Genomic DNA, 25562 nt, shown 5'->3' with positions numbered 1-25562 from the left:
AGAAATCTGGGGCTGGGGAGCAACATGGGTAAGACATCCACTTCGAGGCGGGCGCTGAGCGCACTCGCGTCGGTCGTGACGGCGGCGCTGCTGATCACGGGCATGACCACGCTGGGGGCGACCGGGGCCGCGGCGGCCGATACGCCGTCGACGCCTCCGCCGCTGCTGCAGCGGAACGACGACGTGGTGACGTCGGACCCGATCCCGACCGTGCAGATCGACAACGGGTACGTGTGGGCGCAGACGACGATCGGCTCCACCGTGTACGCGGTCGGCAAGTTCGACAACGCCCGGGCCCCGCTCGCGGTGCCGGGCACGAGTCTCACGGCGCGCTCGAACGTCCTCGCCTACGACATCAACACCGGTCAGCTGCTGCCGTTCGCCCCGCAGGTCAACGGCGTGATCAAGGCCGTCGCCGCCTCGCCGGACGGCAGCCGCATCTACATCGGCGGCTCCTTCAACGCCGTCAACGGCCAGACCCGCTGGAACTTCGCGGCGCTGGACGCGGTCACCGGCCAGCTCGTGCCCGGGTTCTCGCCTTCGATCGGCGGCAGCGGGGTGTACGCGCTGGCCACGTCGGGGTCGAGCGTCTACGTGGGCGGCCTGTTCACGCAGGGCAACGCCACGCCGCGCAAGAACCTCGCCGCGTTCTCCGCGACGAACGGTGCCCTGCTCAGCTGGGCGCCGCAGAGCGACCTGCAGGTCGACGCCATGGTGATGGATCCCGCAGGGCAGAACGTCATCGCCGCAGGCCGCTTCTCCCAGGTCAACGGAGACCTCACGATGCGCGGCACCGTCGCTCTGGACAAGAGCACCGGCGCGGTGGACACCGGCTGGGCGCTCCCGCAGACCGTCAAGAACGGCTCGAACACCGGGGCGAACTCGGGCAAGGCAGGCATCTTCGGACTCGCCGCCGACGCCAACGCCGTCTACGGCACCGGCTGGGTCTATGCGGACGCCGCCACGGGCAACCTCGAGGGCACCTTCGCCGCCGAGGCCGGAAGCGGCCAGGTCCGCTGGATCGCGGACTGCCTCGGCGACCACTACGGCGTCTACTCGACCGGCAAGACGGTCTACACGACCAGTCACACCCACGCGTGCGGCACGATGGGGCTGCACCCGGAGCAGAACCCGCGCACACACCGCTACTCGGAGGCCTACACGGCCGACGCCCGCGGTCTGCTGGGCAACCAGCCCGCGGCCGGCGGCACGTACAAGAACTGGGCGGGCACCCCCGCACCGTCTCCCTACGCTTGGACGCCGGACTGGGCCGTCGGAGTGACGACGGGCATGGGTCAGGCCGGACTCTCCATCACCGGTGCCGGGAACATGATCTCGATCGGCGGCGAGTTCCGCTCCGTCAACAACGGGCGCTTCGAGGGACTCGTGCGCTTCTCGACGAACCCGCCCGGCGGCGCGAAGGACGGCCCTCGCCTGTCCGGTGCGAACTGGACCGGTACCGCCCAGTCGTTCATCCCGGGCCGGGTGCGCGTGTCCATCCCGGCGAACTGGGACCGTGACGACCTCACGCTCACCTACGAGCTGCGTCGTACGGGCACCACCACGCCGATCGCCACCACCACCGCCCGCGGAACGTGGTGGGATCGCCCTTCGGTGACCCTCGAAGACAAGAACGCCGCCCCCGGATCGACGCAGGAGTACACCGTCGTCGCGAAGGACAGTGCCGGCAACACCGTCACGAGCCAGGCGATGAGCGTGACCGTGGCCGCCGGCGCCGTGTCGAACTACGTCAACGCCGTGATCGCGGACGGGCCGCAGCTCTACTACCCGCTGGGCACCGCGCCGCAGGACTGGGCAGGCTCGAACACCCCGGTCTTCGACTCGGGCGTGAGCGCGTCGACGTCGGGCGTCGAGAACACTGCCACCGGTGCCTCGACCTTCACCGGGACGAGCACGGGACGGGTGGCTTCCGGGAACAGGATCGCCGCTCCGTCCGAGTTCTCCACGGAGCTCTGGTTCAAGACCAACACCACGAGCGGCGGAAAGCTGCTCGGCTACGGGTCGGCGATCTCGGGCGACTCGGGGAGCTATGACCGTCATCTCTACATGACGAACAACGGACGGCTCGTCTTCGGCACGTACAACGGCAGCACGCAGACGGTGCAGAACAACGCGGCCCTCAACGACAACGCGTGGCATCACGCCGTCGCGACGCAGAGTGCCGACGGGATGAAGCTCTACATCGACGGTCAGCTCGCGTCGTCGCTCCCCGGAGCGACCACCGCCGAGAATCAAGTGGGATATTGGCGTATCGGCGGTGACACCATCTCCGGCTGGCCCTCTTCGCCGAGCTCCAAGTACTTCAAGGGCTCGATGGACGAGGTGGCGGTGTACCCGTTCGCCCTCACCCCGACGCAGGTGAAGACGCACTACGGCATCGGCAAGGGCTTCCAGGCTCCGACGGCGGACTTCACCGCCACGGCGACCGACCTCGCCGTCGCGTTCGACGCCGGTGCGTCGACGGCTGCGGGATCCGCGACCATCGCCGGCTACCGCTGGGACTTCGGCGACGACTCCGCGACGGCCACAGGCAAGACGACGAGTCACACGTATGAGAAGTCCGGCACGTACACCGCCACGCTGACCGTGACCGACAGCAACGGACTCGCCACGTCGGTCGAGAAGCCGGTCGTCGTCAAGGCGCCGAACGTGCTCCCGACCGCCTCCTTCGAGACGACGGCGAACGGGCTGACGGTCTCGGCCGATGCGTCCGCCTCGTCGGACTCCGACGGCTCCATCGCCAGCTACGCCTGGAACTGGGGAGACGGGACGACGTCGACCGGGCAGGTCGCGACGCACACGTATGCCTCGGCCGGCACCCGCACGGTCACGTTGACCGTCACCGACGATCGCGGGGGCAGCGCCTCGACCACCCGGCAGGTGGCGGCCTCGCACGCCGACCCGGTGGCGGCCTTCACCGCGACCGCGTCGGGACTGAACGTCGATGTCTCGGCGGCGGGGTCGAGCGCGTCCGACGGCGCCACGCTGACCTACGCGTGGAACTGGGGCGACGGGTCTCCCGCCGGCTCCGGGGTCACCGCGGGACACACCTACGCCGCGGCCGGCTCCCGGGAGATCACCCTCACCGTGACCGACAGCCTCGGTGCCACGGCCACGGCCACCAAGACGGTGACCCTGACGGCACAGGTGTTCGCCGCGTCCGACGCGTTCGGCCGTGTCGTCTCCAGCGGCTGGGGCGCCGCCGACAAGGGCGGCACCTGGGCGCCGGTGAGCGGCTCCGCCACGGTGCTGTCCGTCGGCGACGGGGTCGGCAAGGTGAACCTGACGCCGGGGGAGACGCGCGAGATGCTGCTGCAGGGCACATCCCTCCTCGACTCCTCGGCGCGGATCAGCTACACGCTCGCCTCCGGCCCCTCGACCGGGGTGGCCTACGAAGGACTCGGCGCCCGCCGCTCCGGTTCCGCCGGCTACCGCGCTCTCGCCTGGCACCGTGCCGACGGGACGACCTGGCTCGTGATCCACCGCAACGGCACGGCGATCGCCAGCACGGCCGTCTCCGGGCTCACCTGGAGCGCGGGCAGCTCGTTCACCCTCCTGATGGAGACCACCGGTTCGTCCACGACGACCATCCGCGCCAAGCTGTGGGCGGCGGGGTCGGCGGAGCCGGCGAACTGGCAGCTCACGACCACGGACGCGACCCCGGCCCTGCAGGTCGCCGGTGCGCCGACCGTGTTCTCCTACCGGGCGGGCAGCGCCACCGGCACCAACCTGGCCAGCTTCGACGACTTCACGGTGAAGAACCTCGGGGCGCCCGCCCCGCAGCCGGAGCCGCAGCCTGAGCCGGAGCCCGCCAACGTCGCGCCGACCGCCGCCTTCACCGCGACCGCGACCAACCTCACGGTGGCCGTGGACGGCAGCGGATCGACCGACTCCGACGGCACCATCGCCTCGTACGCGTGGGACTTCGGCGACGGCACCACGGGCACGGGCGCCACGAGCACCCGCACCTACACCGCGGCGGGGACCTACACCGTGAAGCTCACGGTCACGGACGACAAGGGGGCGACGCACACCACCAGCAAGCCGGTGACCGTGACGGCGCCGCCGGTCGACCCGCAGCCCGAGCCGGAGCCCGAGCCGCAGCCGGCTCCGGTGGCGGACGACGGCTTCGACCGCACCGCCGGCCCTGGCTGGGGCACCGCCACGGTCGGCGGTGCGTGGACGATCGCCGGAGGGTCCCAGGCGGCGGCGACCGTCGCCGACGGTCAGGCCAAGCTGAACCTCATCGCCGGGGACACCCGTCACGCGACGCTCAACACGACCTCGGTCGCCGACACGGTGCTCGAGACGCAGTTCCGGGTCGACCAGGCGCCGGCAGCGGGTGGTGCCTACATCGGTGTGATCGCGCGGCAGTCGGCGGCGGGGAAGTACTTCGTCCGCGCGTGGCTGCGCCCTGACGGCACGGTCTGGCTCGTCGTGCACCGCGAAGGGACCGTCCTGCGCACGCAGGCCGTGCCCGGGCTGGTGTGGGCGGCGAACACCTCGTACAACCTCGAGGTGTCGGTGACCGGGACGACGTCGGCGACGCTGTCCGCCAAGTTCTGGCCGACGGACACGACGAAGCCCGCAGCCTGGCAGATCACCACGACGGACGCGGCGCCCCTGGGCGCGGGCGCGGTGGGTCTGAGCGGCAACCGCTCCGGCAGCGCGACGGCGCCGCTGGGCGTGTCGTTCGATTCGTTCCGCGTCACCGCACCGCAGTAAGATCCTGACGCATGGCCACTGCTGTTCCGATCGCGCTCCTCGCCATCGGCGGAATCGCGGCAGTGGCCATCGTCGTGTTCGCGCTCCGGCTGATGCCGCGAGCAGCCTTCGTCGTGTGGGCGTGCGTGCTGTTCTTCGTGCCGCTCTGGGTGGGGGTGAACGTCGGCTTCTACTGGGCGGCGATCACCCTCCTCACGGTCGTGCTCATCCTGGTGAACTGGTCTGTCGTGCCGCTGCGCGCGGCGGACGCCTGGGTCGCCGTGTTCGTGGTGATCGTCGTCGGCCTGTACGGCTTCGGGACGGTGGACCTCCCCTCGCTGGTCGCCGCGCTGCTGGAGTGGGTCATCCCCTATATCTGGGGCCGTGTCGTCCTCGCCAGGGTGGCGCCGGAATGGGTCACCTCGACGATCGCCGTCGTGGCGATCGTCGCCGCCGCGCTCGCGATCGTGGAGTTCGTCACCTCCTTCAACCCGTTCGTCCTGATCCCGGGCTCCGGAGTGGTGTACGAGACCTGGAGTCCGCTCCAGGAGCGGGGCGGCGTGCTGCGGGCCGAGGGAGCGTGGGGTCATTCGATCGCCCTCGGCGCGGCGTTGGCGATGTCCTCCGCGTTCGTCGTGGCGACCAGGTGGCGGCTGTTCCCGAAGATCAGCGGTGTCGTGCTCATCGCCGTCGCGACCGTCTTCACCTTCAGCCGGGCGGGGCTGCTCACCCTCGTGCTGACCCTCGTGCTCTCCACCTTCCTCATCGTGGGCGTCTCGACGCGTTTCCGGGTGACCGTGGCCCTCGCCGGAGTGGTGGGCGCGGCCATCGTCATCCCCGTCATCGACTCGGTGTTCGGGGCGGCGGGCGACGAGGCCGGAGGCAGCGCCGACTACCGGACCGATCTGCTCGTGCTCCTCGAGCAGGTGCAGCTGTTCGGGAACCCCGGCGACTGGCACTCCCTCGTGTCGGGCGACTACTACCTCGGCTACTTCGCCCGCTCGGTGGACAACGCCCTCGTGCTCACGCTGCTTCGCTACGGGTACATCCCGACGCTGCTCATCATGGCGGCGGTCGTCTGCGCGGCGCTGATGGCCGTGCGGCGCTCGACGCGCAGCCCCGCCGCCCTGGCGGTCGTCGGGCAGCTTCCGAGCCTGGTGGTCGTGGCGCTGATCACGCAGTACAGCATGTTCCTCTGGTTCTGCGTCGGTCTGGCGATCACCTGGGCGCGGGACGCCGGCGGGCGGGACACCGCGGCCGACGACGCGCTCCTCCGGGACGGAGGGGCCGGTGCGTTCCCGGGGCCGACGAGCGGCGCCGTTCCACAGGTGCGGCGGACGTGAGGGGACCGGTCAGGTGGCTCCTCTAGAATCGAGACCTCAGGGGGAATGGGGAGTCATGGCGGAGAGCCGGGTCAGCCTGCGTGTGATCGCGGGCTCGCTGCGCAAGTTCTGGTGGTTGATCGTCCTGTGCGGCGTGGTGGGCGCCGCCGGGTCGTACGGATACGCGTCTCTGCAGACGCCGTTGTTCCAGGCCACGACCTCGCTCTACTTCGCCCTCAACCAGGGGACGAGCGCCTCGGATCTCAACCAGGGCTCGGTGTACACGCAGAGCCAGATGCTCTCCTTCGCCCAGTTGGCGACGAGCTCCCGCGTCCTCGAACCGGTGATCGAGGAGCTCGACCTCGACACCACGCCGCGCGCCCTCGCCCGCGACATCGAGGTGACCATCCCGCAGAGCACCGTGACGTTGCGGGTGACCGGGATCACGGACGACGCGGAATCCTCCGCCGAGCTCGCGAACGCCGTGGCCGAGCAGCTCATCGAGGTCGTGAAGGACGTCGCGCCCAAGGACCCGAAGGGCGAGTCCACCATCACCGCCCAGGTCATCGACGATGCAGTCGTCCCGGAGTTCCAGTTCACGCCGAGCAAGCCCCGTGATGCCCTCCTCGGCGGATTCCTCGGCGGCGTCCTCGGGCTCGCGGCCGCCGTGCTCATCGGCGTGCTCGACACCCGCGTCCGCAACGAAGAGGCGCTGACGCAGGCGGGCGGCGACCCGGTCCTCGGCGTGGTCTCCAAGTCGCCGCTGCTGGAGGCGCGGGGGATCGCCGTGGCCCAGGAACCGCTCGGTCACACCTCCGAGGAGTTCCGGCGCATCCGGTCCGCGCTCGCCTACGCGAACGTGTCGTCTCGCGTGAAGGTGCTCCTGGTGACCTCCGGCATGCCCGCCGAGGGCAAGTCGACCGTCTCGGTGAACCTCGCGATGACCCTCGCGGCCCTGCGCAACTCGGTCCTGCTCATCGACGCGGACATGCGCCGCCCGCGGGCGCACGAGCACGCCGGCATCGACGGCTCCGTCGGGCTCACGAGCGTCCTGCTCGACGAGGTCGGCTTCGAGGTGGCCAAGCACCGCGTCGCCGATACGACGCTCGACATCCTCCCTGCCGGCACGATCCCGCCGAACCCGGCCGAGCTGCTCACGTCGGCCCGCATGGCGCAGCTCCTCGACTTCGCCGCTGCGGAGTACGACTACGTCGTCATCGACTCGCCGCCGACCCTGAGCGTCGCGGACGCCAACCTGCTCGCCACCCAGACCGACGGCGTGATCCTCGTCGTGGACGCGACCAAGACCGGTCGCGCCGCGCTCGCGAAGAGCATCAAGTCGCTGGAGTCGGGCGGCGCGCGCATCCTCGGAACCGTGCTCAACCGCGCCCGTCCCGACCGTCATCGCAGCGAGTACTACAGCGAGTGAGCGGGGCTGACGCCCTCGCGGCCGACCGCCGAGCGAGCACGCAGCATATCGGCTGATGACGGCGAAACGTTTGCCTTCGCCCAGAGGGGCGGTTATTCTTCATGGGTTGCGAGGGGGGCTCGCTCTTTGTCGCCGGGGTTGAAACTGCGGCGAAGCGTGGGTTGATCGTGCAGTCTGCCCCAGAAACGGTGACATCGTGTCCCTTCCGTTCCTCGTCCGTCGCTCGCCCGTCACGCCGCCCGGCGTGCCCCGACGCCGCCACCGCCTCCTCGCCGCCGCGGTCGGCGCCGCCGTCGCCCTCTCCGGCGTCCTCGTCGCCGCTCCCGCCTCCGCGGCGGTCGCGCCCTCTGTCCGACCAGCCGCGGCGGCCGCCGCACCCCTCCTGTCCGATGGCATGGATCGCACCGTCGCCTCCGGGTGGGGCGCCTCCTCGGTGGGCGCCTGGCGCGTCGTCGAGGGCACCTCGAGCGTCGCGAACGGGCGGGCGATGCTCGCCAGCCGGAAGCCCGGGATCACCGCGAGAGCGACGGTGTCCGGAGTCACGGCCGCAGACGTGGCGAGTCGCTTCTCGGTCTCGGTCCCGACGCTGCCCGTCGGCGGCCCCCTGTACCTGGCGCAGGCCGTACGCGTCGTCGGCAAGGACTCCTACGGCGTCCGCGTGCGGGTGCATCCCGACGGATCCGCGTACGTCTCCGTGGTCCGGATGACCGATCTCACCACGGTGCAGAGCCTGAGCGAGCGACGCCTGCCGATGACGGTCAAGAACGGCACGACCCTGCGGGTGGCCCTCGACGTCACGGGGACCAACCCGGTGACGCTGTCCGCGAAGGCATGGGCGGACGGCAGCGCCGAACCCGCCGCGTGGCAGGTCACGCACACGGATTCGTCGGCCACGAAGATCACGGCCGCCGGCGGCTACGGCTTCGCGCTGTACACGTCCGCCGGGGCCAAGGCCGCGGTCCCTCTGGCGATCGACGACCTCCTGGTCACCGCGCCGACCCCGGCCGCGACGCCGACACCGACGCCTGCACCGACCCCCGCGCCCGCCCCGGCGCCGAAGCCGACTCCGGCTCCTGCTCCCACTCCGGCCCCGCCCGTGACGCCGACGACTCCTGCGCCGCCGACGACGCCCGCCGGGGTGCGAGGGAAGCCGGGAGCCGCCGCTCCGGGATCCCTCTCCTATCCCGTGCCCGCCACGGCGGTGTATGCGTCCCCGAGCGGATCCGATGCCGCCGCGGGCACGAAGAGCGCGCCGGTGCGCACGATCGCCGCGGCCCTCCGGGTGGTGCCGAACGGGGGCACGATCGTCCTCCGCGGAGGCACGTACCACGAAGAGGTCATCGTCCCGGCGCAGAAGCGCGTGACGATCCAGCCGGCGCCGAACGAGGCGGTCTGGATGGACGGCGCGAAGGTGGTCACCGGCTGGAAGGCCTCCGGGAAGACCTGGGTCGTCGACGGCTGGAGCACCGCTCTCGATTCGAGCCCCACGTACACCAAGGGCGCGCCCGACAACACCAACGCGGACTGGCGCTTCGTCGATCCCGCCCATCCGATGGCCGCGCACCCGGACCAGGTCTGGGTCGCCGGTGCGCAGCTGCGGGAGGTGGGTTCGGCTGCGCAGGTCGTCGCCGGCACCTTCTTCGTCGACGACCGTGCCAAGCGTCTCGTGATCGGCACCGATCCGACGGGCAAGACCGTGGAGGCCAGTGTCCTGACGCAGGCGCTGTCCATCCGCTCCGCCGGCTCCGAGGTGCGCGGCATCGGCGTCCGGCGATACGCCACCAGCGTTCCGCAGATGGGCACGGTCGTCGCCGCGGCGAACGACATCACCCTGGCCGACGTGACCATCCGCGACAACTCGACCACCGGGTTCTACTCGTGGGCGCTGCGCACCACGCTGACGCGCGTCTCGCTGATCGGCAACGGCCTGCTCGGCGGTGGGGCGTCCCAGGCGGACGGGCTGAAGGTGCGGCAGATGCTCTCCGTGGGGAACAACGCGGAGCACTTCAACCACGCCCCGGTGTCGGGTGCCTTCAAGGTGACCCGCACCCGCGGCGTCACGGTGGCCGACAGCGCCTTCACCGAGAACGCCGGACGTGGGCCGTGGTTCGACGAGTCCACGATCGACATCGTCTTCACCGGGAACGACGTCATCGGCAACACCGGTCACGGCGTGATGGTGGAGCTGTCGGAGCGCGCGACGATCGCCGACAACATCATCGCGAGGAACGGCGAGTTCGGTCTGTTCGTGCTGAACGCGGGCAACGTGAAGATCTGGAACAACACGTTCGTCGGCAACGCGAACCGCAACATCAGCATCGGCCAGGACGATCGCCGGGCCTCCGATCCGAACGCCGCCGGCCACGATCCCCGCACCCGTTACGCGCCCCTGGCGCCGTGGGTCGTGCGCAACACCGTCATGTCCAACAACGTCATGGCGGAGAGCGCCGGCAACTGCCTCGTCTGCGTGCAGGACTTCTCGACCACCTTCACCGGTTCCCAGATGATGTCGAGCGTGAACGGCAACCTCTATCACCGGACCGCTCCGGGCACCCCCCGGTGGTTCTCGGCATGGTCGAAGGGATCCGTCTCGCGGGATCCGGCCGTGGCTGACACTCTCGCGGCCTTCACCGCGGCCACGGGGCAGGATCGGCGCTCGCAGTTCGTGCAGGGAGCGTCCGTCGTGTCCGCGACGTACGCGCTGACCCCCGCGCAGGCGCAGCGGCAGGCCGCGATCGCGGTTCCCGTCCCGGCGGATATCGCCTCGGTATCGCGACTCCCCGGCAACAGCGCGACCCTGGGGGCCCTGCCGCGGTGACGATCTAGGTATGGGTTCTCTTCTCGCTGTCGGCGCCCGCGCGCTGACGATGGTCATCGCGCTGGTCTGCGGCGTTCTCACGACACGGATGATCATCGGGGACGCGGGCGTCGGCAGCTTCGCCCTCTACACGCTGCTCACCACGATCCCGTCGCTGCTGACGTTCACCGACCTGGGCAGCGGCGCCGTGCTCGTGAACGCCGTGGCCACGAGCGACGACGTCCGGACGGACGAGAAGCTGCGCTACCAGCTGACCTCCGTCGGGCGGGTGCTGTTGCTGTTCGCCGCCTCCGCGATGGCGATCAACACCGTGCTCCTCGCCACCGGAGCCTGGGAGCTCATCTTCGGCGAAGCCGGCGAACAGCCCGGGGCGTCGCTGGCGGCGTTCTTCTGCGTGACCATCTTCTGCCTCGGGATCCCGCTCGGCATCTGGGCGCGGATCATGCTGGGGCAGCGGAAGAACCACATCGTGATCCTGCTGCAGGGCCTCATCTCGCCGCTCACCCTCGCCGGCGTCTGGCTGCTCCTCACGTTCGGCGGCGACGACCTCCACTCCTATGCGGCGATGGCGTCGTTCGCCGCCTCGCTCATCGTCTCGATCCTGGGCGTGCTCATCACGGCGCGCACCACCTCTCCGCTGATCCCCGAGGCCGCCCGCATGGTGCTGCGGCCGCGGCGGTTCCCCGGAGTCCGGGTGATGGACGTCGGCTGGCCGATGCTGGCGCAGATGGTGACCTATCCCATCGCGGTGGGGTCGCAGCGCTACGTGATCGCCCAGCTCGGCGGCCCGGCCGACGTGGCGGAGTACGGGGTGGCCGGCCAGGTCTTCTTCGCGCTCAACGGCCTCGTGATGGCCGGCGGGCTCGCCCTCTGGCCGCACTTCGCCCGGATGCGCCACCAGGGCGACCTGCGCCGCGGGCCGTTCCTGCTCTCCGCCCTGTTCGCCACGGCGGTCGCCCTCGCGACGGTGCTGGTGTGGCTCATCGGTCCTTGGCTGTTCGGGTTCATCACACAGGGGGAGCTGGAGGTGCGGCCGACCGCGATCTTCGCGTTCGGGCTCATGATCATGCTCACCGCGGCCGTGTACCCGCTGGGGATGTTCATCATGGACAAGCCGGGCATCCGCTTCCAGGTCATCCCGACGCTCAGCATGGCCGCCGTGGGGATCATCCTCGCCTTCGTGCTGACGCCGATCCTCGGCATCGTCGGCCCGCTGGTCGGCGTGGCGTTCGCGCTGCTCGTCTGCCAGCTGATCCCGTTCTCGATCTACATCGTGCGCAACCGGGCGCGGCTGACCGCCGACACCCCCGCATCGGTGTGATCCGCGGGCGCTCCTCGCGGGTCAGTCCAGGACGCCCGCGGTGACGCCGGCGCGGTAGACCGCGGGGGCGTGCCGACGCAGGGCTTCCTCCCGGCTCGCCGCGACGCCGGCCACATGGTCGTCCCAGCGTGCGCGGACATCCTCGAGCGCGGTCGCGATCGCGTCGGCATCGTCCGGAGCGACGAGCTGCGCGGTGACGTATCCGCCCGCGGCCTCCCGCAGGCCGCTGCTGTCGCTCGCGATGACCGGGCGGAGCCCGAGTACGCCCTCGACGGCGGTGTTCCCGAACGGTTCGTCCACCCGCGACGGTACGACCAGGACGTCGGCCGCGGCGAGGAAGGGCCAGATGTCGGGGTGGAACCCGGCGAAGGTGACGGGGACCCCGGTCTCGTCGGCCCGCGCGCGCAGATCGCGTTCGTACCACTCGTACCCCTCGAAGACCGCGCCGAGCAGCGTGACCTCGACCGGGGTGCCCGCGGCCTGAAGCGCGGCGGCGGCATCGATGAGGAGGTCGGGACCCTTCCGCGGCGAGAGCCGGCCCACGTAGAGCACGCGGAGGGGACCATCGAGGCGGGAGCGCGGCGGAGCCGGGTGCTCCGGTGACGCGACGCCGTTGGCGACCACGCGAGTCCGGGCGGCGAGAGCAGGGAGCGCGCGTCGGATCGTGTCCAGGCTGAACCGACTGTTCACCAGGGTCCGGGCGGAGGCGAGGTGCGGCGCGTAGAGAAGCCGGTTCACGAGCGTGTTGCCGGAGGCCTCGGCCTCATGGACGTGGCTGACCGCACGCGTGCCCCGGAGCCGGGCGACGAGTGGCCACTGCGGAATGATGATGGTCGACACGTAGACCGCGTCGGGGCCGAGGCGTCCGATCAGCCGCCACGCGGAGCCGAGACCGCGGAACGTGTCGCGGAAGAGGCGCGGCAGTCCCCGCGGGGTGAGCAGCACCTTGCGCAGGACGAGCATCGGCAGGATGACGACCTCCGCGCCGGCCTCTCGCAGCGGCGCGACGAGCAGACCCGTGCTCGGCAGGGCGACCACGACGCGGGCTCCCGCCTCGACGAGGCCGGTCGCGCTCTCGAGGAGCATGCGGTCGGACCCGAACATCTCCGCTCCGGGATGCACCAGGAGGACGGTCTTGCGGTTCTCTCCCGCGGTCATCGGGCCGCGTCCGCGGGGGTGGGAGCCCAGTCCGTGCTCCGTCGACGTGCCCGCCGGGCGGAGGGATGGATGCTGGAGCCCTCGGCGAGGCGGCGAGCGAGGTCTTCGTATTCGTCGGCCACGTCGTCCCACCGGAATCGTGTCCGGGCGATCTCCTGCACGGCGGCGGCATGCGCATCGCGCGTGGCCGCATCAGCCTCGGCGGCGGTCACATGCGCGGCGACGTCGTCCGCATCGGCGAAGAACCACCCGTTGCCGTCGAGCACCTCGCGGTTGAAGGGCACCTCGTAGCCGATCACGGCCGTGCCCGCTCCCATGGCGCGAAGGAGCGAAGGGTTGGTGCCGCCGACGGAGTGACCGTGCAGGTACGTGGCGGCGTGCGCATAGAACGCATCGAGCAGCTCCTGGTCGTAGACGCCGCCGACCAGGCGGATCCGCTCGTCGCCCTCGGCGGCGTTCCGGATCTCCTGGATGTACCCGGCCGCGTACGGCGCGGACCCGACGACCACGAGCGGCAGGCGCGCGGCGCTGGCCCGGTAGCCGCGGACGATCTCGAGCACATGGTTCTCCGGCTCGAACCGCGCGACGACGAGGTGGTAGCCACCGGGAGTGAGCTCCATCTCGGCCAGACGATGCGTCGGCGGCTCGTCGAGGATCGGCGCGCCATAGCGGATCAGCTCCGTCGGCACGTCGAACTGGTGGCGGTAGTAGTCGGAGATCCCGGGAGCATCGGCGATGAGCGCGTCGGCGGTGCGGACACCGAACTGCTCGGCCCAGCGATAGTAGGCCTTGCCGCGCGGACCCCACTTCGAACGACGCCACTCCAGGCCGTCCATATGCAGGGCGACGGGCGCCCGGCGCAGCCGGAGCAGGGGGAGGAACGGCGAGTTCGCGGCGTTGAAGACGAAGGTCGCGTCGGGGCGGCGGCGGAAGAGCAGGTGCAGGGCGGAGAGCCCGGTGTGGCTGAGCGTCTCGACCTGCTTCACGGGGACGGCGGGGAGGTGCACCACGCGCATGCCGAGGTACTGCTTCTCCCGGTGCTCGGAGCCGCGGGTGTACACGACGACGTCGTGCCCGCGGTCGGCCAGGCGGCGGCCGACCTCCTCGATGGCCGTCTCGAACCCGCCGTAGGCGGCAGGCACGCCGCGGGTCCCCACCATCGCGATCGTGAGGGGTGTCGTAGTGCTCATCCGCTCAGTATGCCCCGCTCGGCTGCGCCATGACCTTCGCGGTGCGCCACATGATCTGCAGATCGTTCATGACGGACCAGTTCTCCACGTACCGCAGGTCGAGCCGCACGCTCTCGTCCCACGAGAGGTCGCTGCGTCCTGAGACCTGCCACAGACCCGTGATGCCCGGCTTGATGTAGAGCCGGCGGAACACGGTGCCGTCGTAGGCCGTGACCTCGCTGGGCAGCGGCGGACGAGGACCGACGACGCTCATGTCGCCGACCAGCACGTTCCAGAACTGCGGGAGCTCGTCCAGGGAGAGCTTGCGCAGCACCTTCCCGACGCGGGTCACGCGCGGGTCGTCCTTCATCTTGAAGAGCAGACCGGCGCCCTCGTTCTGCTCCTTGAGCGCCGCGAGCTGCTTCTCCGCGTCGGTGCGCATCGACCGGAACTTCACCATCTTGAACCGGCGGCCGTCCCGTCCCACGCGCTCCTGGAAGAAGAACACCGGGCCGGGGGAGTCGAGCTTGATGAGGGCGCTGAGCACCGGGGTGAGCAGCGCGATCGGGATCAGCGCGACGGTGGCCACGACGACATCGAGCGCGCGCTTGAGAAGGTGGACCCCGCCCTCGTACGTCGGGATCTTCACCTGGATCAGCGGCAGGCCGTCGACCTGGCGCAGCGAGATGCGCGGGCCCGCGACGTCCGTGAGCCGGCTGGAGAGCACGAGCTCGGCGGCGGTGCCCTCCAGCTGCCAGCTGAGCTGCTTGACGAAGTCGGGGGACCCCTCGGGGCGGCTCGCCACGATGATGGTGTCCGCCCCGAGCTGTGCCGCCGCCGCAGCGACGGTGTCCAGATCGCCCACGACCGGGTAGATGCTCTCCCCGATCCTGAGCGCGCCGGCATTGCGATCCAGCAACGTCGTCCCCACGACGTGATAGCCGTTCTCCCCGCCCTTCTGCAGGGAGTCGATCACATACTCGACGTCCTCGGTGGCGCCGACCACCAGTGTCCTCGACGCGAACCGACCGGACAGACGCTGCCGCTGCAGCCAGCGACGCCAGGTCCAGCGGGCGAAGAGGAGACCGAGCATGCCGACCGGGAGCGCGATGAAGAACAGCGGCTGCAGTCCTTCCCACTCCAGGAGCACGCCCGCGATGGCGGTGATGCCGAAGGCGAGTCCCGCCGCGTGCGCGACGCGACGGTACTCCGTGGCCCCGGACCCGAAGATGGCGGCGGCTCGGCTGTTGAGCGCCGACAGCATCAGGTACCAGGCGAGACCCAGCAATGCGGCGTTGCGCACGGCCTCGATCACCGCGACGCCGGTGACCAGCTGGACCATCGCCGTCAGTGCGACCGCGATCAGGATGACAGCCGCATCCGTGATCCGCAGCCGCATCCGATAGCGACGCTCCCACTGGCGGCGTCGTTCGAGCGTCGCCGACACACGCGGCGTGCTCGCCGCAGGCGTCACCGACGCGGTCGCTCGCGGTGCCGTGATCGGCGTGAAACCCGTACGAGCGATGCTCAGAGCATCCTCGACGGAAGTCATGCCGAGGCCCCTTGAGCCGTGAATGTACGCAGATAACCCCAGTGCGCCATCGTTTCCCCAGTTTTCCCCAGACCGTGAACCCCACGTTCACGGACACGTCTGCGTCCCGACCCCTCGGGTCCTGCTGATGCTTCGCGATCCCACATCGTGAAGGTCCTCGTCGTCCCAACCGACGAGGCGTGCAGCAGGCACTGCAGACGTCCAACACTGTAGCGGATCCGCTCGTCGGAGGGAAGCCGTTCCGCGGACTCGGTGAAATCCGTTCCGGAATACCGCACAGCGCCGGGCGGGCGGGGCTAGTCTTTCGCGGTGACCGCGCACCAGACACCGAGCTCCCGCTTCCACCTGCGTCCCATGGCACCGCGGGACCCGGGTCAGCCGCATCGGGCGGCGAGCCCGCTGGAGCTCTTCTTCGACCTCGTCTTCGTCGTGGCGGTGAGTATCGCCTCGGCCCAGCTGCACCACGCGCTGAGCCACGGGGACTTCCTCCACGGCATCACCTCCTACGCGATGCTCTTCTTCGCGATCTGGTGGGCGTGGATGAACTTCACCTGGTTCGCGACGTCGTTCGACACCGACGACTGGCCCTACCGGATCGCCACGTTCGCCCAGATGGCGGGCGTCCTCATCCTCGCCGCCGGAGTCCCGCAGGCGTTCGACGAGGGGAACTTCACGCTCCCCGTCGTCGGCTACGTGGTGATGCGCGTCGCGATGGTGGCCCAATGGCTGCGCGCCTCGCGGACCGAGGAGCCGCTCCGGGGCGTCGCGCTCCGGTACGCGCTCGGGATCGCGGGCGTGCAGGTGCTGTGGATCCTGTTCCTGCTCATCCCGTCCGGTCCGGTCCAGCTCGTCGCGTTCGTCGTGTTCGCGCTCATCGAGGTCAGCGTCCCGGTGTTCGCCGAGCGCCGAGGACAGACGCCATGGCACCCGCACCACATCACCGAGCGCTACGGTCTCTTCACCCTCATCGTGCTGGGCGAGAGCCTCCTCGCCTCCGCGAACGCGATCATCGACGCGCGGGACGAGGTGGAGGCGCTCGGTCCGCTCCTCGCCATCTCCGCGCTGGCCTTCATCGTCACCGCCGCGCTGTGGTGGATCTACTTCTGGCCGCCCCACCACCGGGCCATCACGACCCTGGGGCGTTCCCTGCGCTACGGCTACACGCACTACTTCGTGTTCGCCGCGGCCGCGGCGTTCTCCGCCGGTGTCGAGGTCGAGCTGGATGTGATGACGGGGGAGAGCCACCTCGCCCCGGTGATCGCCACGTTCACCGTCTCGGTCCCGATCGCCGTCTTCCTCCTCGGGATCTGGTGGATCGCGATCCGCGACAACGCCGACCGCGTCGTCAACACGGTGATCCCCATCGGCGCGCTGCTCGTCCTGCTCGATCCGTTCGTGCCGGTGCCCGTGGCGCTGACGGCGACGGTCATGGTGGCGATCGTGGTCGTGCTGGTGATCCGGCCGCCCATTCCTCGGGGAGGCGTCGTCACGGACGAGTGATCCGCGGCGTCAGACGCTGGCGGCGAAGAGCTCCCGGCACTCGAGGCGCAGCCGCGCGATCGCCTCGGTGTCGCCGCGCAGGTGGCGGATCAGGGCGTGCTGGAGCATGCCGTCCGTGAGGGCGTACGCGAAGAGCGGCGTGAAGCGGCACGGGCGCCCGCACAGCTCGGAGTAGCGCTCGACCACGCGCCAGATCGCGTCCTGCAGGTCGGCCTCCACCTCCGCGATCGTGTCGCCGAAGCCGGATTCGAACAGGGACTGGTTGCGGAGGTCGTACCAGAGGCGGTGCAGACGGGCGTCGTCGTGCACGCTCCTGGCGAGCTCCTCCGCGGCTCCGGCCGCGAGATCCTCCGCGGTCTCCGCCCTCTCCAGGACGGCGAGGTAGCGGTCGCCGAGTCCGCCCTTGGATATCCGGACGGCCTCCGCGATGAGGTCGTTCTTGTCGGTGAAGTAGTAGTGCAGGGACCCGTGCGAGAGCTCGGAATGCTGAGCGATCTCGCGCAGTCCCGTCCGCGCGAATCCCCGCTCGGCGATCGCCTCCAAGGCCGCCTCGGCCAGCGCCCGCCGGCGGAGCGCGAACTTGTCCACCCCTGCGCGTTCGGCCCGCTTGTTCGCCGTCGTCATGCTGTGCCCCCGGTCTCGTCCCCTTCGGGATCGGTGCGGGCAATGCTATGGCATCTCGGCCGTTCTGGACAGGTGTCCGGGAAAAACTTGACAGGTGCCAAGTGGCGTGTTCCACTGGATGCGCTACGGCTGCGCATGTCCCCTGCATGACGGCCGTCTTCGTGGCCGCGCGCGCGATCCCCCCCATCGCCCCGGCCCTGCGTTGTCCGCCGAGTTCTTCGAGCGCCAGCGCTGCAGAGCGGAGCGATGTCCCCGCATCCTCCGCTCTGCTCCCGACTCCACAGGAGTCGCAGGGATCACGCATAGCTTCTTGATTGTTCACCCGCCGAGCATGGGGGCAACGCCGCCGACGCTCGAGAGGAGCACATCATGAGCCGCATCCCCGAACCGACCCCCACCCCGCAGGGCCCCATGTACGAAGGACGACTGCTGGATCGCGCGGACGAGGAGGTGGTCGACCAGGGCGTGGCCTTCGACCTTCGGACGCTGATGAGCCGTCGCGGCCTTCTCATCGGCGGCGGCCTCGGGCTCGGTGCCGTCGTCCTCGCCGCCTGCGCGCCCGGCGCCACGGGGTCGTCGTCGACGACCGCGACATCCACGCCCAGCGCCACCGGCACCGCGTCGGGCACGGTCACGGAGATCCCCGACGAGACCGCCGGCCCCTACCCGGGCGACGGCTCGAACGGACCGGACGTCCTCGACGAGGCCGGGATCATCCGCCAGGACATCCGTTCGTCCATCGACGGTGGCGCCACGGCCGACGGCGTCCCGCTCTCCTTCGAGCTCCAGATCCTCGACCTCGCGAACGGCGGTGTGCCCTTCGCCGGCGTCGCGGTCTACGCGTGGCACTGCAACGCGCAAGGAGAGTACTCGATGTACTCGTCGGGCCTCGAAGACGTCTCCTACCTGCGGGGGGTGCAGGTCGCGGACGACGACGGCAGGGTCTCCTTCACGTCGATCTTCCCCGGGTGCTACTCGGGACGATGGCCCCACATCCACTTCGAGGTCTACCCGGACGCGACCGCGATCACCGACGCCTCGAACGCGATCGCCACGTCCCAGCTCGCGCTGCCCGAGGACGCCTGCGGCGCGGTCTATGCGGAGACGGCCTACTCCGGGTCGGCCGACAACCTGGCGCGCATCTCCCTGACTTCCGACAACGTCTTCGGCGACGACGGCGGGGCGTCGCAGCTGGCGACGACGACGGGGAGCGTCACCGGCGGATACACCGCGACGCTCGTGGTCGGCGTCGACACGACGACCGCTCCGAGCGCCGGCGCCGCGCCCGGCGGTGCCGGTCGTCCGCCTGGAAGCTGAGGCTCTCGGCGCGTGGTTCGTGGATCTGCTAAGCTGATCGTGCAACGTGTGCGTTTCGCCCCCTCTCGGCCGCCTCGTCGCCACTGATCAGGGCCATCCACGGACCACGCACATCGACGCGCGCGGAATCCGCCCTCGGTCTCTTCACGTGCGGAGCGCGACAGCGCGCCCGCCCCACAGCAATGAGCATGAGCATGAGTACCACCACCGTCCCTTCCTCCATCCCTCTCACCTGGAAACAGGCCGACGTCGACGTGCACGTCGCCACTCGCAACGGCGAGTTCGCCGGCTTCGTCGAGTTCGACGGAGCCACGCACCGGCTGCGCGACGAGCGCGGCGCCGACCTCGGGTCCTTCCCCTCGCTCGACGACGCGTTCCGCGCGCTCGCCGCCGCGCAGCAGCCCGCACGACCGGCGGCCTCGGCGACACCGCCGCGCACGCCCCGTCGGCGACCGCGGCGGGCACGGGCCTGACACGTATGCCGCCTCGCGTATGCGAGCGCGGTTAGTGTGGCCACAGCGATCGGCAACCGCCCTTGGCTTCTTCAGCTCAAGGGCTCCCGATCGACAGGAGAGCATCATCTCCCGCACATCCTCCCCGTCCGTCACCGCCACCCTCGGCCCGGTGCGTCAGACCTACGCCGGGAACGCCGAGTTCCCGCCTCTCACCCGGGCGTACCGGGACGTGCAGCAGGTCGTGAAGGAGACCGGGCTCCTGCAGCGCACGCCGGTGTTCTACACGCTGATCGGCGCCGCCCTGGTCGTCGCCTTCGCCGGCTGCGTCGCGGGTTTCCTCCTCCTCGGGGACAGCTGGTTCCAGCTCCTCATCGCGGCCGCCCTCGGGATCGTCTTCACGCAGGTCGCCTTCCTCGCCCATGAGGCGGCGCATCGCCAGATCCTCTCCACGGGGCCGGCGAACTTCCGCCTGGCGCGCGTGCTCGCCGGCATCATCGGCATGAGCTACCACTGGTGGGACTCCAAGCACACCCGCCACCACGGCAACCCGAACCAGGTCGGCAAGGACCCCGACATCCAGGTCGACACCATCTCCTTCCTGGAGGAGGATGCGGCGCAGTCGCGCGGCATCGTGCGGCTCATCACGCGCAAGCAGGGGTGGCTCTTCTTCCCCCTCCTGACGCTCGAGGGGCTCAACCTGCACTACCTCGGCCTGAAGCACCTGATGACGCAGAAGAACGTGAAGGGGCGCTGGACCGAACTCGGTCTCATCGTCCTCCGGTTCGCCGTCATCCTCGTGCCGCTGTTCCTCCTGCTTCCCGTCGGCATGGCCTTCGCGTTCCTGGGTGTGCAGCTCGCGGTCTTCGGCGTGTACATGGGCGCGTCCTTCGCCCCCAACCACAAGGGCATGCCGGTCATCGCCCCGGACGCCAAGCTCGACTTCTTCTCGAAGCAGGTGCGCACGTCGCGCAACATCCGCGGCGGATGGTGGGTGACGGGGCTGATGGGCGGCCTCAACCACCAGGTCGAGCACCACCTGTTCCCGAACATGTCGCGGCTGCACCTGTCGAAGGCCCGCGGCATCGTGCGCGACTACTGCGCCGCGAACAGCATCCCGTACACGGAGACGAGCCTCGGGCAGTCGTACGCGATCGTCATCGCCTACCTGAACCGCGTGGGCCTGGCGGCGCGCGACCCGTTCGACTGCCCGGCGGCGGCACAGCTCCGCCGCGCCTGAGGCCTCACGAGACGACGAAGGGGCGAGCAGATCACCTGCTCGCCCCTTCGTCGTGTCCGCGCGGGATCAGCGCTTCGAGGAGTCGTCCGTCTCGACGACGTCGATCGTGATCTTCTCCAGCGGACGGTCGTCGTCGAACTCGTCGTCGAGGACCTCGTCGCCCCGGAAGCTCTCGACGGACGCCTCGAGGACGTCGTCGTCGTTCTCGTCGTCGTCCTCGTCGATCGTGGCCTCGGTCACCGCGATCTCGGTGGGAAGGCCGTCGTCGCTGAAGATGCCGTCGGGGCGGATGAGCTCTCGCACCTCGGCCATGAAGCTGGTGAGCTGCTGCTGCTGCCACCGCAGCTGACGGGCGCGGTCCTCGGCATCGCGGAGGACGGTGGAGGTGTGACCGGTGACCGCGTCGACGATCTTCTGCGACTTCACGCGGGCACGCTCGAGGATCTCCCTGGCGCGGACCTGGGCGTCGGCCTCGATGGCCTGCGCCTGCGAGCGCATGAGCTTCTCGTAGCCGTCGGCCTTCGCGGAGATGCGCTGGGCGTGCTCCAGCGAGGCCGTGACCTGCTCGTTCGCGTCGGTCGTGATGCGCTCGGCGTGCGCGACGGCCTGGTTGTGCAGCACGAGGAACTCCTGCTGCGCGTCGTCCTGACGGCGGGTGAGGGTCTCCTCGAACTCCAGCACGCGGGCGTTCATCTCGCGGACCTCGCGCTCGGCGTCCCCGCGCAGCTGCGTGGTCTCGCGGGTGACCAGCGACCGGAGCGCGGCGGCGCCCTTCTCCGCCTCGGTGCGGATGGCGGTGGCCTCCTGGGAGGCCTGGCTGACCTTCTCCGCGGCGTGCGCCGCCTCCCGCTCGATGCGCGCCTCGTGGGCCGTGTACTCGGTCTCCATCTTGAGGCGCACCTGGTCGGCGTCGCGCTGAGCCTGGGTGATGATGCGCTCGGCGTCCGCCTCCGCCTCGGCGCGCTGCGCGGCCACCTCCTCGCGGGCAGACGTCATCAGGCGGTCGGCCTGCACGGCCGCGTTCTGGATGAGGACGTTCGCCTGCTCCTCGGCCACGCGCAGGATCGCCTCGAACTGCTGACGCGAAGGAGCTTCCTCACCATCGGCCTGCGGCATGTCGACGAGTTCGGAGGTCAGCGTCGCCACCTGCTGCTCGGCGTCGGAGGCCTTCGCGTTCGCCGCGGCGAGCTCGGCTTCGAGGGCCTCGCGGGCTTCGCGCTCTTCAGCCTTGATCGCCTCGACGGACTCGGCCTCGCGGGCCTTCGCCTCGGCGACCTCATCGGCCGCCTGCTGGAGCTGCGTGCGCATCGATGCCAGCGCGGCGTCGACCTCGCCCTTGTCGTAGCCGCGGAAGCCGATCGTGAACGCCGAGGTCGACGAGGAGGACGACTCGCGCGGAGTGGTCTCGATCAGCTGATCGAAGAAGTCCGGCGACCGGTCGTCGTCGCGGGGAGTGCCCGAGGAATCGCTCATGGGTTCAAGCCTTTCTGGCGTGTCCGCGACACGAAGCGGTCTTCGTTTCCGTGGACGGGTTCGCAAGCGCGGGGAAGGAGGCCCCCGGCGTGCGCCACGACCGGGTCATCGTCGGAGTCCCTGCGGGCGCGGCGCGCGTCTAGCCTAATTGCGTCGCCTGTGAATCGTGACCCCCATTTGCACCGGCGGGCAGTGAGACGTCAGGAGCGGCGGAACCAGCGGGCGTTGCGGTCGTCGAGCAGGTCACCGCGCTCGAACGTGGAGACGGGTCCGTCGCTCACCCCGATCCCGCGCACCGCGGCCTCGGCGGTCGCCCGTTCCCGCAGCTCCCGCCACAGCGGCGCGGTCTGCGGGAAGCCGAGGTAGTCCCGGAACGTCTCCACGCGCAGGAGAGCTCCTTCGGCATCGGGAACGAGATGCACGGCGGTGTCGTCCGGTTCGACGAAGCGGATGCCGACGGTGCCGTCGGCGAGGACGGTGTAGTCCTTCTCGCGGCCCGTGACCGCCGCGCGCACGAGGGCGGCCGCGACCTCCGGCGGCGACTGGATCCGGAGCGTCGCGCCGAGGTCGGCGAGCAGCTCCGTCATCCGCTCGGCGGTGAACCGCGCGCCCGCGCGTGCGCCGGCCGCGGTGGAGCTGCGCCGCACCCATCCCGGCAGGAAGGCGGCGCCGACGAGGAGACCGATGATGGCGATGACGAGAACGACGGTGAGGACCGTGTCCATGGAAACGACCTCCCGGTCGGCTCGCGGTCGCGCGTCAGCGCGGGCCGGACAGGTGATCGAGGACCAGTTCGCCGGAGGCGTTGAGGGCCCGCATGATCTCCTGGATCCGGTGAGGGTCCACGGTGGGCGGCTCGGCTTCGTCGAACCCGAACTGCAGCGGGATGGCGGGATGGATCCAGACGCTCGCACGCCGGTCGACGCCGCCCTCGACAGGCAGCCAGGTCATCATGAAGCTCTCCTGCCGGCGGAGCTTCGTGCCGATGACGATCTTCAGATGCGCGAGCGTCTCGTCCTCGATGAGGATCGGATCCGAGTGCCCGTCGTACCGGAGTCTTCCCATGATGCTGACGGTACACCCGAGTGCGGCGGCGTACGGATCCTGTGTGCGATCGCCGGTCTCGGAGGGCATCCCGGCAGACCGGGGGAGTGGCGTTCGCGTCGCGGGGCCCCGGCCCTTGGTACGGTGACCGCGGGAGACAACCTGTCCTGGGGCCCGCAGACCAAGAGAGAGCTTCGAGATGACGCGCACGTCCCGCTGGCGCCGGGGCCGGATCGGGATCGTCGCCGTGCTCGCGATCGTGCTCGGCGCGCTCGTCCCCGCGGTCTCCACCGCCGGTCCCGCGGTCGCCGCATCGGACGGCTACATGGTCTACCCGGCGTCCGGCAACATCCAGTCGAAGGTGGGCGACGGCTGCCGGAACAACTACCGCGCGCACGACGGCATCGACATCTCCCGCAACGGCGGCACGCCCATCCTCGCCGCGTACGACGGGGTCATCAAGAGTCGCACGTCGAACGGCGGCTACGGCAACTACGTGGACGTCCAGCACGCGGGCGGCTACGTGACCCGCTATGCGCACATGGCGGCGCCGGGGTGGTTCGCGCCGGGCACCAAGGTCCTCCGCGGGCAGCAGATCGGCGTCGTCGGCAACACGGGCAACTCGGCCGCCTATCACCTCCACTTCGAGGTGTGGCTGAACGGCAAGGTCTACTCGCAGATCAACCAGGGCTTCACGTGTCTCTCCGACGTGACGCGAGGGGGGACCATCCCGCTCTTCTTCCCCGGTCTCGGCGCCGGATCGCCCGCCGGCGTCAGCGCCGGAGACTTCACCGGCGATGACAAGGTCGACCTCCTCGTGGTCGCGGGGAACGGCGATCTGCGGTTGCGCGCAGGCAACGGACGCGGCGGCCTCGCCGGCCCGACCACGCTGTTCGGCAGCGGTTGGGCGAACTCGCGACGACACATCACGCACACCGATCTCAACGGGGACGGCAATGCCGACCTCCTGGTGGCACGCTCCGACGGCGTCCTGGAGTACTACGCCGGAAACGGCCGCGGGGGCTTCCGTGGGGCGGTCGGGCTGGGCTCGGGGTGGTACAGCATGCGCCACATCGCCTCGGGTGCGGATTTCACGGGCGACGGACGTCAGGACATCCTCGGGGTGTCCGGGTCCGGCATCCTGAGGGTCTACCACGGCAACGGCAGCGGCGGTCTGAGTGCCCCGCAGACGACCATCGGCGGCGGCTGGGAGAGCGTGCACTACCTCATCGCCGGCGACTTCGACGGGGACGGACGCGGCGACATCGTCGCGGTCGCGGCCGACGGTCAGCTCCTGCTGTACACCGGGGCGTCGGGCCTGCGCACGGCGCGACAGGTGGGCGTCGGCTGGCAGGAGTTCACCGAGGTCACCGGCGGCGTGGACTACAACGGCGACGGGCGCGCAGATCTGCTGGCGCGCACTCCCGCCGGACAGCTCTACCTCTACCCGGGGAACGGGAACGGCGCCTTCGGGGCGCGGGTGCTCGTGGCGTCCGACGCCGCGGACTACCTCGCGATCGAGTGACCGGCCGGGGTCGAGCACCCCGGACGCGTATCGTGGGCGCATGACCGCGGGGACGTTCGACGACATCGCGGCGGCGCTGTATGTGGGGCCGCCGGAATCGTTCACCGCCAGCCGGAACGCCGCGGCGAAGGAGATCGAGGACGCTGCGCTCGCCGCGGAGGTGAAGGCGTTGCGGAAGCCGTCGGTCGCCGCCTGGGTGGTCAACGTGTTCGCGCAGGAGAGGGCCGCCCAGCTCGGGGACGCCCTGGCGCTGGCCGCGGAGCTGCGCGAGGCGCAGGAAGATCTGGATGCCGGAGCACTGTCCACGCTCAGCAGGCAGCGCCGGGCCCTGACCCGACGGCTCGCCGAGAGTGCGGCGGACCTCGCGGGGTCGCGGGGCGAGCGCGTCACGGCGGCCACGCGGGACGCCGTCGAGCAGACGATCTCCGCGGCGTTCTTCGATCAGGACGCCGCTGCAGCCGTCGCGTCCGGACGACTCGTGAGGGCACTGGAGCCGTCGGGGACCGCTGACGACATCCGCGACGCCGTGGCCGGCACGCTCCCCACCCTGCAGCCGCAACCCCCGCGCCCGCGGGACGAACTGCAGGAGCGGCGGAAGCGGCGGGACGCGGAGCGGCAGGTGGCTGCGGCGGAGAAGGCCCTGGCCGCGGCGGAGCGGGCTCTCACGAAGGAGGACGAGGCGGTGCGGGCGCTGAGTGACCGCGTCGAGGAGCTCGCGGACGGCATCGCCGAGTTGGAGGCGCAGCTGGAGAAGCTGCGTCAGGAGGCCGACCGCGTCGAGCGCGACCGTCCCGCCGCGGAGCAGCGGCGCACGGCGGCCGCGGAGAAGAGGGACGCCGCTGCCGAGGCCGTGGAGGCGGCGCGCGAGGCCCTCGCGGACCTCTGAGCGGGCC

18 protein-coding genes are annotated in these 25562 nt (G+C 70.5%); 11 read left to right on the top strand and 7 right to left on the bottom strand.

The window, feature by feature from the left end; all coding sequences use genetic code 11:
• Positions 1–24 precede the first annotated feature (24 nt).
• The 5 genes from ACIQID_RS08255 (at position 25) to ACIQID_RS08235 (ending at position 11615) form a co-directional block, all read left to right on the top strand.
• A complete protein-coding gene (locus ACIQID_RS08255; RefSeq protein ID WP_400283689.1) occupies positions 25–4746 on the top strand; it encodes a PKD domain-containing protein in 4722 nt (1573 codons plus the stop codon).
• A gap of 11 nt (positions 4747–4757) precedes the next feature.
• Positions 4758–6068, top strand: coding sequence for a hypothetical protein (locus ACIQID_RS08250; RefSeq protein ID WP_331202214.1), 1311 nt, complete (start codon positions 4758–4760; stop codon positions 6066–6068).
• Positions 6069–6123: 55 nt separating this feature from the next.
• On the top strand, positions 6124–7476 hold the full coding sequence (locus ACIQID_RS08245) for a polysaccharide biosynthesis tyrosine autokinase (RefSeq protein WP_303708542.1): 1353 nt from the start codon (positions 6124–6126) through the stop codon (positions 7474–7476).
• Between the two features lie 196 nt (positions 7477–7672).
• Positions 7673–10294, top strand: a complete 2622-nt coding sequence (locus ACIQID_RS08240; RefSeq protein WP_400283686.1) for a right-handed parallel beta-helix repeat-containing protein — start codon at positions 7673–7675, stop codon at positions 10292–10294.
• A 10-nt stretch (positions 10295–10304) separates the two neighbouring features.
• A complete protein-coding gene (locus ACIQID_RS08235; protein WP_400283683.1) occupies positions 10305–11615 on the top strand; it encodes a hypothetical protein in 1311 nt (436 codons plus the stop codon).
• Positions 11616–11636: 21 nt separating this feature from the next.
• On the opposite strand, the gene ACIQID_RS08230 is transcribed toward ACIQID_RS08235, so the two are convergent.
• From ACIQID_RS08230 to ACIQID_RS08220, 3 genes are read right to left on the bottom strand one after another with little or no spacing between them, the layout of a single operon-like run.
• Positions 11637–12773 carry a glycosyltransferase gene (locus tag ACIQID_RS08230; protein WP_400283680.1) on the bottom strand — a complete coding sequence of 379 codons (1137 nt, stop codon included), beginning with the start codon at positions 12771–12773 and terminating at the stop codon, positions 11637–11639.
• Complete coding sequence (locus ACIQID_RS08225; protein WP_400283677.1) at positions 12770–13963, bottom strand: DUF1972 domain-containing protein; 1194 nt, start codon at positions 13961–13963, stop codon at positions 12770–12772. The genes ACIQID_RS08230 and ACIQID_RS08225 overlap by 4 nt, the downstream gene beginning before the upstream one ends.
• Before the next feature lie 4 nt (positions 13964–13967).
• Positions 13968–15494, bottom strand: a complete 1527-nt coding sequence (locus ACIQID_RS08220; protein ID WP_331202219.1) for a sugar transferase — start codon at positions 15492–15494, stop codon at positions 13968–13970.
• Positions 15495–15848: 354 nt separating this feature from the next.
• Between ACIQID_RS08220 and ACIQID_RS08215 the strand changes: the two genes are divergently transcribed.
• The gene (locus tag ACIQID_RS08215; protein ID WP_400285723.1) at positions 15849–16994 is read left to right on the top strand and encodes a low temperature requirement protein A; all 1146 of its coding nucleotides are present in this window, start codon (positions 15849–15851) and stop codon (positions 16992–16994) included.
• Between the two features lie 9 nt (positions 16995–17003).
• On the opposite strand, the gene ACIQID_RS08210 is transcribed toward ACIQID_RS08215, so the two are convergent.
• On the bottom strand, positions 17004–17618 hold the full coding sequence (locus ACIQID_RS08210; RefSeq protein WP_312673802.1) for a helix-turn-helix domain-containing protein: 615 nt from the start codon (positions 17616–17618) through the stop codon (positions 17004–17006).
• A gap of 369 nt (positions 17619–17987) precedes the next feature.
• On the opposite strand from ACIQID_RS08210, the gene ACIQID_RS08205 reads away from it, so the two are divergent.
• The 3 genes from ACIQID_RS08205 (at position 17988) to ACIQID_RS08195 (ending at position 20627) form a co-directional block, all read left to right on the top strand.
• Positions 17988–18935, top strand: coding sequence for an intradiol ring-cleavage dioxygenase (locus tag ACIQID_RS08205; protein WP_400283673.1), 948 nt, complete (start codon positions 17988–17990; stop codon positions 18933–18935).
• A gap of 194 nt (positions 18936–19129) precedes the next feature.
• The gene (locus tag ACIQID_RS08200) at positions 19130–19408 is read left to right on the top strand and encodes a hypothetical protein (RefSeq protein WP_331202221.1); all 279 of its coding nucleotides are present in this window, start codon (positions 19130–19132) and stop codon (positions 19406–19408) included.
• Positions 19409–19559: 151 nt separating this feature from the next.
• Positions 19560–20627, top strand: a complete 1068-nt coding sequence (locus ACIQID_RS08195; RefSeq protein WP_400283670.1) for a fatty acid desaturase family protein — start codon at positions 19560–19562, stop codon at positions 20625–20627.
• 66 nt (positions 20628–20693) lie between these two features.
• On the opposite strand, the gene ACIQID_RS08190 is transcribed toward ACIQID_RS08195, so the two are convergent.
• The 3 genes from ACIQID_RS08190 to ACIQID_RS08180 all read right to left on the bottom strand — a co-directional run bounded on the left by ACIQID_RS08190 (position 20694) and on the right by ACIQID_RS08180 (position 23165).
• Positions 20694–22100: a cell division initiation protein gene (locus ACIQID_RS08190; protein ID WP_400283667.1), complete on the bottom strand. Its 1407-nt coding sequence runs from the start codon at positions 22098–22100 to the stop codon at positions 20694–20696.
• 200 nt (positions 22101–22300) lie between these two features.
• Positions 22301–22825 carry a hypothetical protein gene (locus ACIQID_RS08185; RefSeq protein WP_400283664.1) on the bottom strand — a complete coding sequence of 175 codons (525 nt, stop codon included), beginning with the start codon at positions 22823–22825 and terminating at the stop codon, positions 22301–22303.
• A gap of 34 nt (positions 22826–22859) precedes the next feature.
• Positions 22860–23165 carry a hypothetical protein gene (locus ACIQID_RS08180; protein WP_400283661.1) on the bottom strand — a complete coding sequence of 102 codons (306 nt, stop codon included), beginning with the start codon at positions 23163–23165 and terminating at the stop codon, positions 22860–22862.
• A 178-nt stretch (positions 23166–23343) separates the two neighbouring features.
• On the opposite strand from ACIQID_RS08180, the gene ACIQID_RS08175 reads away from it, so the two are divergent.
• Both ACIQID_RS08175 and ACIQID_RS08170 read left to right on the top strand, forming a co-directional pair.
• Entirely contained in the window at positions 23344–24669 is a 1326-nt protein-coding gene (locus ACIQID_RS08175) for a VCBS repeat domain-containing M23 family metallopeptidase (RefSeq protein WP_331202224.1), read from the top strand.
• Positions 24670–24709: 40 nt separating this feature from the next.
• The gene (locus tag ACIQID_RS08170) at positions 24710–25555 is read left to right on the top strand and encodes a transposase (protein ID WP_400283658.1); all 846 of its coding nucleotides are present in this window, start codon (positions 24710–24712) and stop codon (positions 25553–25555) included.
• Positions 25556–25562: the final 7 nt, after the last annotated feature.

Origin of the sequence: Microbacterium sp. NPDC091676, from assembly GCF_044756645.1 — a bacterium.
In the GTDB taxonomy this organism is placed as follows: domain Bacteria; phylum Actinomycetota; class Actinomycetes; order Actinomycetales; family Microbacteriaceae; genus Microbacterium; species Microbacterium paraoxydans_D.
Note: the sequence above shows the minus strand (reverse complement) of the source record. Positions and strands in the feature narration are given on the sequence as shown.

Bases quoted from the DNA above. Each gene is read 5' to 3' on its own strand.
- ACIQID_RS08225 (WP_400283677.1), bottom strand. From the start codon at position 13,963: ATGAGCACTACGACACCCCTCACGATCGCGATGGTGGGGACCCGCGGC.
- ACIQID_RS08245 (WP_303708542.1), top strand. From the start codon at position 6,124: ATGGCGGAGAGCCGGGTCAGCCTGCGTGTGATCGCGGGCTCGCTGCGC.
- ACIQID_RS08235 (WP_400283683.1), top strand. From the start codon at position 10,305: ATGGGTTCTCTTCTCGCTGTCGGCGCCCGCGCGCTGACGATGGTCATC.
- ACIQID_RS08190 (WP_400283667.1), bottom strand. From the start codon at position 22,100: ATGAGCGATTCCTCGGGCACTCCCCGCGACGACGACCGGTCGCCGGAC.
- ACIQID_RS08185 (WP_400283664.1), bottom strand. From the start codon at position 22,825: ATGGACACGGTCCTCACCGTCGTTCTCGTCATCGCCATCATCGGTCTC.
- ACIQID_RS08170 (WP_400283658.1), top strand. From the start codon at position 24,710: ATGACCGCGGGGACGTTCGACGACATCGCGGCGGCGCTGTATGTGGGG.
- ACIQID_RS08215 (WP_400285723.1), top strand. From the start codon at position 15,849: ATGGCACCGCGGGACCCGGGTCAGCCGCATCGGGCGGCGAGCCCGCTG.
- ACIQID_RS08250 (WP_331202214.1), top strand. From the start codon at position 4,758: ATGGCCACTGCTGTTCCGATCGCGCTCCTCGCCATCGGCGGAATCGCG.
- ACIQID_RS08200 (WP_331202221.1), top strand. From the start codon at position 19,130: ATGAGTACCACCACCGTCCCTTCCTCCATCCCTCTCACCTGGAAACAG.
- ACIQID_RS08230 (WP_400283680.1), bottom strand. From the start codon at position 12,773: ATGACCGCGGGAGAGAACCGCAAGACCGTCCTCCTGGTGCATCCCGGA.
- ACIQID_RS08220 (WP_331202219.1), bottom strand. From the start codon at position 15,494: ATGACTTCCGTCGAGGATGCTCTGAGCATCGCTCGTACGGGTTTCACG.
- ACIQID_RS08205 (WP_400283673.1), top strand. From the start codon at position 17,988: ATGAGCCGCATCCCCGAACCGACCCCCACCCCGCAGGGCCCCATGTAC.
- ACIQID_RS08180 (WP_400283661.1), bottom strand. From the start codon at position 23,165: ATGGGAAGACTCCGGTACGACGGGCACTCGGATCCGATCCTCATCGAG.
- ACIQID_RS08210 (WP_312673802.1), bottom strand. From the start codon at position 17,618: ATGACGACGGCGAACAAGCGGGCCGAACGCGCAGGGGTGGACAAGTTC.
- ACIQID_RS08175 (WP_331202224.1), top strand. From the start codon at position 23,344: ATGACGCGCACGTCCCGCTGGCGCCGGGGCCGGATCGGGATCGTCGCC.
- ACIQID_RS08255 (WP_400283689.1), top strand. From the start codon at position 25: ATGGGTAAGACATCCACTTCGAGGCGGGCGCTGAGCGCACTCGCGTCG.